This is a genomic window from Streptomyces sp. NPDC019890, assembly GCF_044903445.1.
GTDB lineage: Bacteria > Actinomycetota > Actinomycetes > Streptomycetales > Streptomycetaceae > Streptomyces.
Genome location: NZ_JBJDQK010000004.1, coordinates 219686 through 233870, shown reverse-complemented (window position 1 = coordinate 233870; position 14185 = coordinate 219686). Strand labels below are relative to the sequence as shown.

14 protein-coding genes are annotated in these 14185 nt (G+C 70.7%); 7 read left to right on the top strand and 7 right to left on the bottom strand.

Features of this window, described 5'->3' with window-relative positions:
- Positions 1-24 precede the first annotated feature (24 nt).
- Genes ACI2LP_RS13400 through ACI2LP_RS13390 form a run of 3 tightly spaced genes read left to right on the top strand, consistent with a single transcriptional unit; the run spans position 25 to position 2373 of the window.
- A complete protein-coding gene (locus ACI2LP_RS13400; RefSeq protein ID WP_404724658.1) occupies positions 25-1173 on the top strand; it encodes a lipid-transfer protein in 1149 nt (382 codons plus the stop codon).
- A gap of 1 nt (position 1174) precedes the next feature.
- Positions 1175-1606 (top strand): Zn-ribbon domain-containing OB-fold protein, encoded by a 432-nt coding sequence (locus ACI2LP_RS13395; protein ID WP_404724657.1) that lies wholly within the window; start codon positions 1175-1177, stop codon positions 1604-1606.
- The gene (locus ACI2LP_RS13390; protein ID WP_404724656.1) at positions 1603-2373 is read left to right on the top strand and encodes an enoyl-CoA hydratase/isomerase family protein; all 771 of its coding nucleotides are present in this window, start codon (positions 1603-1605) and stop codon (positions 2371-2373) included. The genes ACI2LP_RS13395 and ACI2LP_RS13390 overlap by 4 nt, the downstream gene beginning before the upstream one ends.
- 108 nt (positions 2374-2481) lie before the next feature.
- Here the strand turns inward: ACI2LP_RS13390 and ACI2LP_RS13385 are convergent, their stop codons facing one another.
- From ACI2LP_RS13385 to ACI2LP_RS13375, 3 genes are all read right to left on the bottom strand, one after another.
- A complete protein-coding gene (locus tag ACI2LP_RS13385) occupies positions 2482-3000 on the bottom strand; it encodes a hypothetical protein (RefSeq protein ID WP_404724655.1) in 519 nt (172 codons plus the stop codon).
- Between the two features lie 332 nt (positions 3001-3332).
- Positions 3333-5741 (bottom strand): PQQ-binding-like beta-propeller repeat protein, encoded by a 2409-nt coding sequence (locus ACI2LP_RS13380; RefSeq protein WP_404724654.1) that lies wholly within the window; start codon positions 5739-5741, stop codon positions 3333-3335.
- 261 nt (positions 5742-6002) lie between these two features.
- Positions 6003-6860, bottom strand: coding sequence for a VOC family protein (locus ACI2LP_RS13375; RefSeq protein ID WP_404724653.1), 858 nt, complete (start codon positions 6858-6860; stop codon positions 6003-6005).
- A 264-nt stretch (positions 6861-7124) separates the two neighbouring features.
- Here ACI2LP_RS13375 and ACI2LP_RS13370 point away from each other — a divergent pair, with 264 nt between their 5' ends.
- On the top strand, positions 7125-7772 hold the full coding sequence (locus tag ACI2LP_RS13370) for a TetR family transcriptional regulator (protein ID WP_404724652.1): 648 nt from the start codon (positions 7125-7127) through the stop codon (positions 7770-7772).
- Positions 7773-7971: 199 nt separating this feature from the next.
- On the opposite strand, the gene ACI2LP_RS13365 is transcribed toward ACI2LP_RS13370, so the two are convergent.
- The 4 genes from ACI2LP_RS13365 to ACI2LP_RS13350 all read right to left on the bottom strand — a co-directional run bounded on the left by ACI2LP_RS13365 (position 7972) and on the right by ACI2LP_RS13350 (position 10863).
- Positions 7972-8580, bottom strand: a complete 609-nt coding sequence (locus tag ACI2LP_RS13365) for a GPP34 family phosphoprotein (protein ID WP_404724651.1) — start codon at positions 8578-8580, stop codon at positions 7972-7974.
- Between the two features lie 190 nt (positions 8581-8770).
- Positions 8771-9238: a nitroreductase family deazaflavin-dependent oxidoreductase gene (locus ACI2LP_RS13360; protein ID WP_404724650.1), complete on the bottom strand. Its 468-nt coding sequence runs from the start codon at positions 9236-9238 to the stop codon at positions 8771-8773.
- On the bottom strand, positions 9238-10425 hold the full coding sequence (locus ACI2LP_RS13355) for an acyl-CoA dehydrogenase family protein (protein WP_404724649.1): 1188 nt from the start codon (positions 10423-10425) through the stop codon (positions 9238-9240). The genes ACI2LP_RS13360 and ACI2LP_RS13355 overlap by 1 nt, the downstream gene beginning before the upstream one ends.
- A gap of 66 nt (positions 10426-10491) precedes the next feature.
- The gene (locus tag ACI2LP_RS13350; protein WP_404724648.1) at positions 10492-10863 is read right to left on the bottom strand and encodes an iron chaperone; all 372 of its coding nucleotides are present in this window, start codon (positions 10861-10863) and stop codon (positions 10492-10494) included.
- A gap of 33 nt (positions 10864-10896) precedes the next feature.
- Between ACI2LP_RS13350 and ACI2LP_RS13345 the strand changes: the two genes are divergently transcribed.
- The 3 genes from ACI2LP_RS13345 to ACI2LP_RS13335 all read left to right on the top strand — a co-directional run bounded on the left by ACI2LP_RS13345 (position 10897) and on the right by ACI2LP_RS13335 (position 14107).
- Positions 10897-12066 (top strand): thiolase C-terminal domain-containing protein, encoded by a 1170-nt coding sequence (locus tag ACI2LP_RS13345; protein ID WP_404724647.1) that lies wholly within the window; start codon positions 10897-10899, stop codon positions 12064-12066.
- Positions 12067-12245: 179 nt separating this feature from the next.
- Entirely contained in the window at positions 12246-12902 is a 657-nt protein-coding gene (locus ACI2LP_RS13340; RefSeq protein WP_404724646.1) for a response regulator transcription factor, read from the top strand.
- Positions 12899-14107: a sensor histidine kinase gene (locus tag ACI2LP_RS13335; RefSeq protein WP_404724645.1), complete on the top strand. Its 1209-nt coding sequence runs from the start codon at positions 12899-12901 to the stop codon at positions 14105-14107. Before ACI2LP_RS13340 ends, ACI2LP_RS13335 begins: the two co-directional genes overlap by 4 nt.
- The last annotated feature ends 78 nt before the right edge of the window (positions 14108-14185 follow it).

The window sequence follows — 14185 nt, the reverse complement described above, 5'->3', positions numbered from 1 at the left end:
CAGATTAGCTGTACCCTCCCCCACATGGCGAGCCTCAAGGACGCAACCGCGATAGCCGGGATCGGACAGACCGCCTTCGCGAAACAACTCCCCGAATCCGAGAAGACCCTGGCCTGCCGGGCCATCCTCGCCGCGCTCGACGACGCGGGCATCGACCCCTCGGAGGTCGACGGCTTCGCCTCGTACACGATGGAGGAGACGGACGAGGTCGAGATCGCGAAGTCCATCGGCGCCGGTGATGTGACCTTCTTCGCCAAGGCCCCCTACGGCGGAGGCGGTTCCTGCGCCACGATCGCCCATCTCGCCGCGGCGATCACGACCGGGCAGGCGAGTGTGGGGGTCGCCTGGCGCTCCCGCAAGAGGGGCTCCGGACCCCGCCCCTGGAAGAACACCGCCGTCCAGCTCCCCACCCCGGGCCAGTGGACCCGCCCCTTCGGACTGCTGCGCCCCGCCGACGAGATCGGCATGCTGGCGCGGCGCTATATGTACGAGTACGGCGCCACCCGCGACCATCTCTTCAATGTCGCCCTCGCCTGCCGCAACCGCGCCAACCAGAACCCGGCCGCGGTGATGTACGAACGGCCGCTGACCCGCGACATGTATATGACCTCGCGCTGGATCAGCGAGCCGCTCTGCCTCTTCGACAACTGCCTGGAGACGGACGGCGCGCTGGCCTGCGTGATCGTCGGCGCCGAGCGCGCCCGCGACTGCCGCCGGCCGCCGGTGTACGTGCACTCCGTCGCCCAGGGCCTGCCCGCCCAGCACCACGGGATGGTCAACTACTGGAACGACGACCCGCTCACCGGGCCCGCCTGGACGGCCGCCCGACAGCTGTGGAAGCAGGCCGACTTCGGCCCGCAGGACGTGGACGTCGCCCAGATCTACGACGCGTTCACCCCGCTCATACCGCTCTCGCTGGAGGGCTATGGCTTCTGCGGGCGGGGCGAGGGCGCGGCCTTCACCGAGGGCGGCGCGCTGGAGATCGGCGGCCGGCTGCCGGTCAACACCGGCGGCGGCGGCCTGAGCGAGGCGTACGTACACGGCTTCAACCTCATCAACGAGGGCGTGAAGCAGCTGCGCGGCAGCTCCACCGCGCAGGTCCCGGACGCCACGACCTGCCTGGTCACGGCGGGCGAGGGAGTGCCCACTTCGGCCCTTCTGCTGAGGAGTTGAGATGCTGACACCGCTGGTCGACGAGGACGGCGCCCCCTTCTGGGAGTACGCCGCACAGGGCGAACTGCGCGTCCAGGCCTGTGCGTCCTGCGGCGAGCTGCGCTTTCCGCCCCGGCCCTGCTGCCCGCACTGCCACTCCTTCGACAGTCAGTGGCGCAGGATGAGCGGCCGCGGCCGCATCTGGTCGTACGTACTCCCCCATCCGCCGCTGCTGCCCGCGTACGCCGCCCAGGCCCCGTACAACGCGGTCGTCGTCGAACTCCTGGAGGCCCCCCGCATCCGTCTGGTCGGCAATGTGGTCGCGGCGCCGGACGCCCCGCTGAACTCGGTGGACCCGTCGCGGCTGCGCATCGGTGCCGGGGTGAAGGTGGCGTTCACGACGCTCGCGGACGGCGGCGTCACGGTCCCACGCTGGCTGCTGGAGCGGGCATGAGCATCCGGGTCGAGGCCGTCAAGGAGACCGGGGTCGCGCTCGTCACGCTGAACCGGCCCGAGAAGCACAATGCGATCGATCTGGGGATGGCGGACGAACTGGCGGCGGTGTGGCGGGGGTTCCGCTTCGACGACACCGTACGGGCGGTGGTGGTGACGGGCGCGGGCACCACGGCGTTCTGCACCGGCATCGACCGCTCGGTGGACGTGCCGCAGCCCTCGTCCCCGTACACGATCGACGATCCGCTGATCGCGATCGGACCGAAGGCGAACGACCTGTGGAAGCCGGTGATCGCGGCCGTGGAGGGGATGGCCTGCGGCGGGGCTTTCTATCTGCTCGGCGAGAGCGAGTTCGTGGTGGCCTCGCGGGAGGCGACGTTCTTCGATCCGCATACGACGTACGGCATGGTCAGCGCGTACGAGACGATCCATCTGGCGCAGCGGATGCCGTTCGGCGAGGTGGCGCGGATGGCGCTGATGGGAACGGCGGAACGGATCTCCGCGCAGCGGGCCTACGAGACGGGCCTGGTCTCGGAACTGACCGACCCGGGCGAGGCGGCGGTGGCGGCGGTGCGAGCCGCGGAGGTGGTGGCGTCCTACCCGACGGAGGCGGTGCAGGGGACGGTACGGGCGGTGTGGGCGTCGCGGGAGCCGGCGAGGACGCAGGCGCTGGGGCTTGCGCCGCACTTGATTGCGCTCGGGAACGTGTCGCCTGAGCGGCAGGCGGAGCGGTTCGCGGGCCGCGGGAGCGAGTACCGGGTGCGGTGACTTTCCGGGGCTTCGCCCCCGGCCGCTCCTCAATCGCCGGAGGGGCTGAATCTCAGCCCGTCCGGCGATTGAGGACTGGGGGTCTGGGGGCGAAGCCCCCAGTTGGGGTCAGGCCGCGGTGCGGGTCGCGCTGATGACTTCGCACTTCTTGTATTCGGAGCCGTCGCCCGACCCCGTGTACGGCGTCGTCGCCACGCTCGTCTCCGACGCACCCGCCGCGACCTTGAGGTCGTCCACCTTGGCGATCGCCATGTCGACGCTCTCGCCGAGGTCGCCCTTGAACTGCATGCTCACGTCGTAGTCGTACGTCAGCGAGTCATTGTTCGTGACAGTGATCTTCGCGGTGAGGTTCTTGCCCGAGGCGTCGAGCTTGCACTCGTCGATCCTGACGTCCCGCTCCGCCTTGTGCGCGCTGGAACCACCGCCGGTCAGGGAGCCGGTGGAACCGCCCGACGTGGTGGCGTCGTTGTCGTGGCTGCCGCCGCTCGTGCCGCCGCCGCTGCTGCTACTGCTGCTTCCATGGCTGCTGCCGCCTCCGCAGCTGCCGCCGTGGGAGCCGCGGGCTCCGGTGAGCGCGACGACTGCGATGCCGAAGACGGCAATGGCGCGGACATGACGGATCTTCACGTTTCAACCCCCGTTGAAAGTGTGGATGTGCGGCTCGAGTTGACGAGCGCATGTCACCCTAGCAGCGCTTGATCGCCGCCTTCGCCACGTCCGTCCCAGAGCGGGGGTGAACAGACCAGGACGCGGTATTCGCGTCCGTGACGGCCGTCGTACCAGTCACGGAAGGGGCCCGTACGGCGGCCGTCGCCTCGATGAGAGCGGGGATGGAGCCGATGATGGTGCGGACCACCGCCGACGCCTGACTCGCTGTGCCGCTCTCGATCACGACGCTACGCCCGGACGGTTCGGGTCGCCATAGGGAGCGGCTCGCATCTCGACTGCCCGCATCCCGGCTAGCGCGCCCCGCCCCTCCCCGTCGCCGTGCCCTTCACCGCGTCCAGCGCGTACACACAGCGGTCCTTGCTGCACGCGTACACCACACCGCCATCGGCCACCGGAGAGCCCGTGATCTCGCCGCCCGTCGCCAGCTTCCAGCGGAGCTGGCCGCCGCTCGCGTCCAGCGTGTAGAGCACATGGTCCGCGGAGCCGAAGTGGACCCGGCCGTCCGCCACCACGGGTGCGCCGATGACCTCGCCGCCCGCGGCGAAGCGCCACATCGGGGTGCCCGTCACGGCGTCCAGAGTGTAGAGCGCGCTGCCGCTGCCGACATGGACATTCCCGCCCGCGACGAGGACCGGTTCGGTGGACTGGCGCGACTCGGTGGCGATACGCCAGCGGTCCTTGCCGGTCGTGGCGTCGAGCGCGTACACCGTGCCGAGGTAGTCGGCGAGGTAGACGCCGCCGCCCGTCACCGCCGGCCCCGGTGCGAAGACGGGCGGCGAGAGGAACACCGCGGGCGACTCGAAGTGCCAGCGGACCAAGCCGTTCGCGATGTCGATGGCGAGCACCCGTGTGCCGGCCGCGACATACACATAGCCGTCGGACGCGGGATGCACGCGGACCGGCACATTGCCGCAGGACGCCGCGTCGCCGATGGGGTACGTCCAGCGCTCGACGCCCGTACGGGCCTCCAGCGCGCGCAGCCTCGCGTCCTTCCACACGTACACGGTGTCGCCGAAGATCGCGGGCCCGGCCTCCTGGGTCTCGAAGTCCGACTGCGCCCCGGTGGTCTCCCACAACTTCTCGCCATTGGACGCCTCCCAGGCCTGTACACCGCCGCCGCGCGTCCCGGTCAGGACGGTGCCGCGGTCGACCTTGAGGGAGTACACCCATGCGTCGGTCCCCAGCCGCCAGCGCTCCTGGCCGTTGGCCGCGTCGAGCGCGTACAGCGTCGGCCCGTCCGAGGCATGGATACGGCCGCCGGCGACGGCCATCGCCCATGCCACGTCCCTGGTCTTGAACTGGCGGCGGCCGCTGCCGACGTCCAGGGCGTGCACCTCGAAGGAAGTGACGTACAGCAGATCCCCGGCGACGACGGGCGTGCCCCAGACGTCGTTCGACATCCGGAAGCGCCATGGGCGCCAGTGTCCCGCGGCCCCGTCCGGGGGCGAGGCGGGCGGCGGCACGGGCGCCTGGGCGGGAGCAGGGCCGGGCGGAGGCAGGGGGCTGGTCACGGCCCCGTCGCCGTTCAGACCACCGGGCGGGCGGATCCAGCCGGTCGCGGGACCGGCCTCGGCGACCGCGCTGCGGCCCGGGTCGGCGACCCGGGGGCCGGGGCCGATCGGGACCTTGGCGCCGGGCAGCCGCACCGGTCCGGCGGCCGCTGCCGCGGGCGCGGCCTGTCCCGTACGCGGGTCGCTGCCACCGTGCCGCGCGGAGTCCCAGTCGGCGCCGGGCCGGGGCGGATGCTGCGGCGGTGCCTGGGGAGCGGGCTCGGCGGGGCGCTGCGCGGGGGCGGGGGCAGGGGGCCGCCCGCCGCGACGCAGCTCGATCATCGCGGTGGCCCGCTGCGGCAGCCATGCCGAGGCGGTCCCGCTGTCGTCGCTGCCTGAGGAGAACAGATGCGGGGCGAGCTGCGCCTGAAGATCCTCGGGCGTGGGCCGCAGCCCGGCCTCCATCTTCATGCAGGACTCGATCAGCGGCCGGAGCTCGTCCGGCAGCCCCTCCACGTCCGGGCCCTCGCGCAGCAGCATGAAGACCGTCTCGACCGGGTTGGCGCCGTGGAAGGGGGCGTGCCCGGTCGCCGCGAAGACCAGCGTGGAGCCGAGCGAGAACACATCGCTCGCGCCGGTCACGCTGCGCGAGTCGCGCGCCTGCTCCGGCGACATGTACGCGGGTGTGCCGACCGCGACATTGGTCATGGTCAGCCGGGTGTTGGAGACGCCGGACGCGATACCGAAGTCGATGACGCGCGGCCCGTCCTCCACGACCAGCACGTTCGACGGCTTGAGGTCGCGGTGGACGAGGCCCGCGCCATGGATGGACTGCAGCGCTTCGGCGATGCCGGCCGCCAGCCAGCGCACCGCCTGGGCCGGCATCGGCCCGCACTCATTCACTATTTCCTCGAGGGAGGGGGCGGGCACATACGCGGTGGCGAGCCAGGGCACGGCCGCCCGCGGGTCGGCGTCCACGACTGCCGCCGTGTAGAAACCGCTGACGGCCCGGGCGGCCTCCACCTCACGGGTGAAGCGGACACGGAACAGCTGGTCCTCGGCGAGCTCGGTGCGCACCGTCTTGATCGCCACCCGGCGGCCGGACGCCGACCGGGCGAGATAGACCAGCCCCATACCGCCGGCACCGAGCCGTCCCAGTACCTCGAACGGACCGATCCGTCTCGGGTCATGCTGCGTCAGCTGCTCCATACCTGCCTGCCACCTCCCCGTACGGGCCCCAGATCGAAATGGAGCCCGTTCATCACAGCCCCGTGCAGCGTCTCACCACCGAGACCCTCGGCGGTGCAGCGTCTCACCACCGAGACCCTCAGCGGTGCGCACCCTGATTCTTCCTGTCTCGGGCGACGGTTGCGAACCCGGGGGCGGATCGGGGTGTCTCACCCGCTTTCGGGCACGGGCCGGGAGGTGGAACGGTTCAGCCGCGCGCCGCCAGACGCCCGCTTCCGCTTTTCAGGCCGTCCTGGCCTCGGCCTCCGGTTCCGGATCCACCTCCGGCTCCGGTTCCGGTTCCGACTCCTGTCCCGGCAGCGACGCGGACTCCGCCTGCGGCTCGGCGAGTACGGCGAAGGAAGCCCCCTGGTTGTCGGCGAGCACGGCGATACGCCCGTACGGAATATCGAAGGGCGGCGCCTGGACCCGGCCACCGAGACGGGTGACGGCAGCGGCCGTCTCGTCGCAGTCGTCGACGCAGAAGTAGATGAGGAAGTGGCCGGGCATCTCGGCCGGGAAGGCGTCCGTTATCACGCTCCGGCCGCCGATGGCGGTGCCCTCCCCCGGCTCCGTACCGGCGGGCGACCACATGCGGAAGTCGACGGAGGCGTCGGACAGGTCCGTCCCCTGGAAGCCGAAGACTGACTCGTAGAACGGGTCGACCCGTTCCTTGTCCCGCGAATAGACCTCGGTCCAGCAGAAGGAGCCGGGCTTGCCCTGCATCTCGAACCCGTCCCGGTCGCCCGGCTGCCAGGCCCCGAAGACCGCACCACCCGGATCCGCGGCGACCACGACGGTGCCGGACGTGCCGACGGGCTGCCGGTCGACGATCACCTGACCGCCGGCTTCCCTGATCTTCCTGACCAGGATGGTTGCGTCGGAGGTGGCGAAGTAGACGCCCCAGACGGTGGGCATCCTGCCGTCACTCTTGGGCACCAGGGCGGCGACAAGTTTTTCGTCGCTGTAGGCGTCGACCTGCAGCCCTTCACCGTGCCGGAAGGTCCAGCCGAACAGCTCACCGTAGAAGCGCTTGCCCGCCTCCACGTCAGGGAGCGCGGCATCCACCCAGCACGGCGTGCCCTCTGCGAATGCGGCCATGGATGCGGTTCCTTCCATGTGCGGGATGCGGCGGGTGTGGTGCCCGTCACACTCAAGCTAGCGGGGCGGCGCGCGGGTCGCAGGGGATCGAGTCGAACGGTTGTCCATTTGTCAGGACAATGAGGCATCCACCCGCCGACGGCGGCACCAGGAATCGTCGACTTGTCCACGAAAGTTATCCACAGGCTGTTGATAACACTATTCGTGCACCCCATTTGCAGTCGGCCGAATCGCGCGCCGATCACCCCTCGGTAAGCTGACGGCATGACAGGACAAGTACGCACCGTCGACGGCCGAGTGGCCGGGCGACGCGGCCAGGCGACGCGGCAGAAGCTGCTGGACTGCCTCAGCGAGATGCTCAGCTCCTCGCCGTACCGGGACGTCAAAGTCATCGACGTGGCCCGGAAGGCGGGCACTTCGCCCGCGACCTTCTACCAGTACTTCCCGGACGTCGAGGGCGCGGTCCTCGAGATCGCCGAGGAAATGGCCAAGGAGGGCGCGGGGTTGACCGAACTGGTCTCCGGCCGCTCCTGGGTGGGCAAGGCGGGCTGGCAGACGTCGGAGGAACTGGTCGAGGGCTTCCTCGACTTCTGGCGTCGCCATGATGCCATTCTGCGGGTGGTGGATCTTGGGGCCGCGGAGGGGGACAAACGGTTCTACAAGATCCGCATGAAGATCCTGAACTCGGTCACCAACTCTCTTTCGGACGCGGTGAAGGACCTGCAGTCCAAGAGCAAGGTGGACAAGGACGTGAGTCCGGCGGCGGTTGCGGGGGCGCTGGTGGCGATGCTGGCGGCGGTGGCGTCGCATCAGAAGGGGTTCACCACGTGGGGCGTGAAGCAGGCTGAACTGAAGCCGAATCTGGCGCTGTTGGTGCATCTGGGTATCACCGGCAAGAAGCCGACGAAGTAGCTGCGCGCGCCTGCGTCGAGTCCTGTCATGCCGACGGCGGTCCCTGCGGGGGGCGCCGTCGGTGCTTTTTCCCCCGCCCCGCCCCTGCTCGAACCGGGGGTAGAGGTACGCGGGGCTGACGCCCCCACCCCCGGGAGCGCCGGCTCCGCGGCACGATGTGCCCCGGTGCGGCGGCCACGCCGCCGCGTGTGTGGGGTCCCTATTCGCCTCGCCAAACGTTGTCGAAGGCCGCCTCCTCGATGGCTCGCCGTTGCCGTTCGGCCTCCAATTCCCGCACCGCGTCATGGACGGCGGCGAGCACTGTCGCCACGGCGTCGTCGGCCACGCTCGGGGAGTTTTCAGTCCGCTTGTCGTCGATTCCGGCGGCCGCCGCAAGGACGGCGAGGATGGGCTCACCCGATGTCCAGCGGTCCGCCGCCAGGCGGCGATCGGGCGAATCGGCCAGCTCCGTGCGACCGGTTCGGAACAGCCCCCAGCGGCGGCGTCGTCCACGAGTGAGCTGCCCTTCCGCCTCAAGAACGGCCAGATAGGCCGCGGACAGGCCGCGGCCCCTGCGCCACAGCCAGTCGTCGACCGACTCGTACGGCGCTTGCCGGGCAAACGACGACGCGGCCTCCTCCAACAGGCGATCAGCTATGGCCGGCCGATAGCCCGGCACGATGTGATCGCCTTCCAGCGTGACGGCTTGGGCATCCAGGAGGTCGATCAGCTCGGCTCCCGCGAGCGCGAGCGACAGATCGCCTCGCTCCAGAGGACGGCTGGACGCCATGTCTATGGCAACGATCAACAGGTCCCGCGGTGTGGTCATGAATGGCTCCACGTCACCTCAAGAAGCCGGAGGCGAACGGCGTCGTGCGCCTGATGGACCTCGGCCCGCCGGCGACACTCCCGTACACGAGCTTACGGAGCGAGAACGGCAGCTGCATCCCAAGTGTCGGGGGTGCGGGGCGCAGCCCCGCACAGCCCCGCACAGCCCCGCACAGCCCAGCGGGGAAGCGCTAGCGCCGCGTGAGGCGGAAGACGCGGATTTCGCGGGACACCCGGGCCTGGTACGTCGCATACGGCGGCCAGAACGTCAGCGCCTCCCGCCACACCGTCTCCCTTTCCACGGACTTGAGCAGGCGCGCGTGGACCGCGATGGCCTCGCCCCTCCAGTTGATCTCCGCATCGGGGTGCGCCAGCAGGTTCGTCGTCCAGGACGGGTGAGCCTCGCGGCCGAAGTTGGAGCCGATCAGGACCCAGCCGTCCCCCGACGGCATGCACGCCAGCGGCGCAACCCTCCGCAGGCCGCTCTTCGCGCCGCGGGCCGTCAGGACGACCCCCGGGAGCATCTGCGCGCTCAGCAGCACCCGTCCCCGCGTCAGCCGGTGCACCGTACGGTCCAACGCCGGGACGAAATGCGGTGCGATCTTCGCGAAGGCACGGGTCGAGGAGATCTTCTGGACGAGACGGACGCCAGGAGCCATCAGCCCCTCACCCCCGGCGCCGCGAACAGGCCCGCCGCCTCCGCCGCCCGCCCGCGCAGCCGGTGCGCCGGGCCGAAGAGCAGCTCGTCCCCCGCCGCCCGTTTGAAGTACAGATGCGCCTCGTGCTCCCACGTGAAGCCGATGCCGCCGTGCAGCTGGACCGCCTCCCCCGCAACCACCCGCAGCGCCTCCAGGCACTGCGCCAGCGCCAGGCCGCCGGCCTCCGGCGGGTCCCAGGCCGCGAAGTACGCCGCCGAGCGGGCCGCCTGGATGCGTACGTACAGATCCGCCAGCCGGTGCTTGACCGCCTGGAAGGAGCCGATCGCCCGGCCGAACTGCTCGCGCGCCCCGACGTACTCCACCGTCCGGTCCAGCGCGCTCGCCGCCGCGCCGACGGCCTCCGCCGCCAGCATGGCCGCGGCGCCCGACCCTGCCGAGGCCAGCGCCCCCGGCACGTCCGCCGCGTCGTCCGCGCCCAGCAACTCTGCGGCGCAGTCGCGCAGTTCGATACGGGCCTGCGGTCTCGTCTCGTCCAGCGATGTCTGCCGCACCCGGGAAAGCCCCACCGCGTCCGCCGCCCGGACGAGGAAGAGCAGCGTGCGGCTGCGCGCGAAGCCACCCGTGTGCGCCGCCACCACCAGCAGCCCCGCGCTGTGCCCGTCGAGGACCTGCGCGGCCTCCCCGAAGAGGAGCCAGGACCCACCCTCGCCCGGGCGCGCCTGGACTCCGCCGGCCCGGCCGCCGCCCGCCCACTCCCCCGACCTGTTGTCGCCACTCAGCCCGAGCGCCAGTGCCAGGCCCCCGCCGGGAACGGCGAGAGCGCAGGTCAGCGAGCCGTCCGCGATCCGCGGCAGCAGCTCGTCGCGCTGCCCGGCCGTCCCCAGCGCGGCGATCAGGGGTGCCGCGAGCCCCGCCGTGGCCAGCAGCGGCGACGGCAGCAGCACCCGCCCGGTCTCCTCGCAGGCGAGGGCAAGCTCGGTGAGGCCGCAGCCCACGCCCCCGTACGACTCGGGCAGCGCGAGGCCAGGCAGGCCCAGCTGTTCGGACAGCTGCGCCCACAGCTGCGGGTCGTACCCCGCGGCGGTGCGGACCGCGGCCTTGACCTCGTCCGGGCCGGACCGTTTGGCGAGCAGGTCGCGCAGGGTGCGGCGGATCTCGTCCTGTTCCGCGGTGAAGGCGGTGTCCATGGGATCCCCTCCGATCTGACGGTCCGTCATATTAGAAGGAGGAACCCCATAAACACAGAGGCGCGTTCAGCAAACATCTCCGGGAGCCGCCGCGGTCGCCCGCAGCAGATCCTGTACGAGCTCGTAGTCGATCGACTCCGTACGCCGGAACCGCAGGCATCCCCTCCCCATGTCCTGGTCGGCCAGCCGCTCCTCGAAGCCCTCCCGCACATCCGGACGCATCAGATAGAAGGAGACGTACTGCTTCTGATTGGCGAAGGCGATCTCCGGCTCACCACCCTTGCGGCGATAGCAGGGCATGCCCCACGCCATCACCTCCTCGTATCCCACGAGCTGCGTACGGCACAGCTCCCGGATCCGGATCAGGGCCGTCAGCCGGTCCTGCTCCGCCACCTCGGCGAGGTAGGCGTCAACATCTTCGGCGGCACTTCTGGGCATACGCCCCACGCTATCTGATGTACCGTCAGATTCATGCCTTCCACTCCGCGCAAGGTCGCCGTCGTCGGCATATCCCTCTCGGACTGCGGCCGCGTCGACGGTCCGACGCCCTATGCCCTGCATGCCCAGGCCGCCCGCCGCGCACTCGCCGACTCCGGCCTGCCGCGCTCGGTGATCGACGGCTTCGGCTCCGCCGGACTCGGCACACTCGCCCCCGTCGAGGTCGCCGAGTATCTGGGCCTCAAGCCGCACTGGGTGGACTCGACCGCCGTCGGCGGCGCCACCTGGGAGGTCATGGCGGCGCACGCGGCCGACGCGATCGCCGCCGGGCACGCCAACGCCGTCCTCCTCGTCTACGGATCGACCGCCCACGCCGACATCAAGGCTCGGCGGCGTACCTCCAACCTCTCCTTCGGCAGCCGCGGACCGCTCCAGTTCGAGGTCCCGTACGGGCATACGCTCATCGCCAAGTACGCGATGGCCGCCCGCCGCCATATGCATGAGTACGGCACGACGCTGGAACAGCTCGCGGAAGTCGCCGTCCAGGCCAGGGCGAACGCCGCGGCCAATCCGGACGCGATGTTCCGTGAGCCGATCACGGTCGACGAGGTGCTGGACGGGCCGATGATCGCGGATCCGTTCACCAAGCTGCACTGCTGCATCCGCAGCGACGGCGGCTGCGCGGTACTGCTCGCCGCGGAGGACCATGTGCCGGACACCGCGAAGGACCCGGTGTGGATCCTCGGCACCGGTGAGTACGTCTCGCACACCACCATGTCGGAGTGGGAGGACTTCACCGTCTCCCCGGCGGCGGTCTCGGGCCGCCTCGCCTTCGGGCGCTCGGGCCTCACCCCTGCCGATATGGATATCGCCGAGATCTATGACGCCTTCACCTACATGACGCTCGTGACGCTGGAGGACCTCGGTTTCTGCGCAAAGGGGGAGGGCGGCCCGTTCGTCGAAAAGGGCCGGCTGAGGCGGGACGGCGAACTGCCGGTGAATACCGACGGCGGTGGCCTGTCCGCCTGTCATCCAGGAATGCGCGGGCTGTTTCTGCTGGTCGAAGCCGTACGGCAGCTGCGCGACGAGGCCGGCGGCCACCAGGTGCACAAGCCGGACGGGAGCACTCCGCGGCTGGCGGTGGCGTCCGGCACGGGCGGCTGGTTCTGCTCGTCCGGGACGGTGGTGCTGGGCCGGGACTGAGGGACCCGGGGGCCACCGTCGGATGGGCAGCTTGGCCGCGGTGAACGGCAGTCACACAGTGGCGTACGGGCACCGAATGAAACGGACTCCCCCTTCATGTCGTCTTCTCGAACAGAGTGTGTGGCGCTGTGCGGGTGCACGGTCGCCCCGGCACGGCGGACGAGGGGCGGAGCGGCGGCATGCGTGTTCTGGTCGTGGAGGACGAAAAGATGCTCGCCGACGCGATAGCGGACGGGCTGCGACAGGAGGCGTTCGCCGTCGACGTCGTGCACGACGGGGAGGCGGCCCTGGAACGGCTGTCGGTCAACGAGTACGACGTGATGCTCCTGGACCGTGATCTGCCCAGGCTGCACGGCGACGAGGTGTGCCGACGGACCGCCGCCTCGGGAACCGACGTACGGATACTGATGCTGACCGTCTCGACGACCGTCGCCGAGAGGGTCGCCGGGCTCAGTATCGGCGCGGACGACTACCTCGCGAAGCCCTTCGCGTTCGCCGAGCTGGTTGCCCGCATCCGGGCGCTCGGTCGCCGGGTGCGGCCCGCGGCGCCGCCTGTGCTGGAGCGCTCCGGCATCCGGCTCGACCCGCATCTGCGCGAGACGTATCGCGGCGGCCGTCATGTGGCGCTGTCGCGGAAGGAGTTCGCGGTGCTCGAGGAACTGCTGCGCGCGCAGGGCGCCCCGGTCTCGGCGGAGATGCTGCTGGAGCGGGTCTGGGACGAGAACATCGACCCGTTCACCACCATCGTCCGGGTCACCATCCGCGGCCTGCGCCGCAAACTGGGCGAACCTCAGATCGTGGAGACCATCACCGGTGTGGGATACCGCATCCGGTGAGTACGCCGAAGGACGCTCCCCCGAACCCGCCCGACCTGAACCCGCCGAACCCGAACCCGAGTCCGGCGAACCCGAATCTGTCCTGGCGCGGAAGCCTGCGACTGCGGCTGACAGCGGTGTTCGGCCTGCTGTTCTTCATCGCCGCCGCGGCCGTCCTCGCGGGGGCGCTCATTCTGGTCCGCAACAGCATGCAGTACAGCCTGGACATCGTCTTCTCGCCCGGCCACGCCGCCGACAGCGACGCGGCGACCAAGAGCATCATCATGGAATCCATGCGGGCGAACCTGCTGACCAAGGGCGGGCTGACCGTCCTTGGCGTGGGGCTGCTCGCCACCACGGCCGGGTGGCTGGCCGCCGGCCACCTGCTGCGTCCCCTCAGCCAGATCACCTCCACCGCGGAACGCATCGCGGGGCGGACCCTGCACCGGCGTATCGCCCTGGACCTGCCTCCGGGTGAAGTCAAGCGCCTCGCCGACGCCTTCGACCGCATGCTCGACCGGCTCGACAGCGCCTTCGCGGGCCAGGAGCGCTTCATCGCCAACGCAGCCCACGAGCTGAAGACCCCGCTGGTCATCAACCGCACTCTGGTCGAGGTGGCGATGAACCGGCGCGACGCCCCGGCGGAGATCCACCAGCTCGGCGAGAACCTGCTCGCCGTCAACGCCCGCCATGAGCGCCTCATCGACGCCCTGCTCACGCTGGCCCGTGCCGAGGACGCGCTCACCGACCGCGTCCCGCTGGACCTGGCCGACGTCTGCTCGACGGTCCTCGCGGCCGCCGAGCCGGAGGCCGCACGGCTCGGGATACGGCTGGAGCCGTCCCTCGGGCCCGCGCCCGCCGTCGGCGACCCGATCCTGCTGGAGCAGCTGGTCCGCAATCTCGTCGACAACGCGGTCCGCTACAACGAGCGCGGCGGCTGGGTGCAGGTCGGCACCCGGCGCGGCACGCACGGTCCACAGGTCGTCGTGACCAACACCGGCGCGATGATCTCCGCGCATGAGATCCCGGTGCTCTTCGAGCCCTTCCGCCGCCTGACCGACCGGGTGGGATCGGCGCGCGGCAGTGGCCTGGGCCTGTCCATCGTGCGGGCGGTGGCACAGGCGCACGGCGGCAGCGTGAACGCCGTACCCGGGCTCGCCGGAGGCCTGTCCGTCCACGTCGCGCTGCCCGCGCAGTATGCCGTTGCCGGTGTGAAGCGGGTGTGAGCACAGGTGCTCACCGCGGGTTCACATGCCGGCCTGTGGAATCAGGGCCATGAGTCGCCGTCGGAAAAGCCGGAGTCG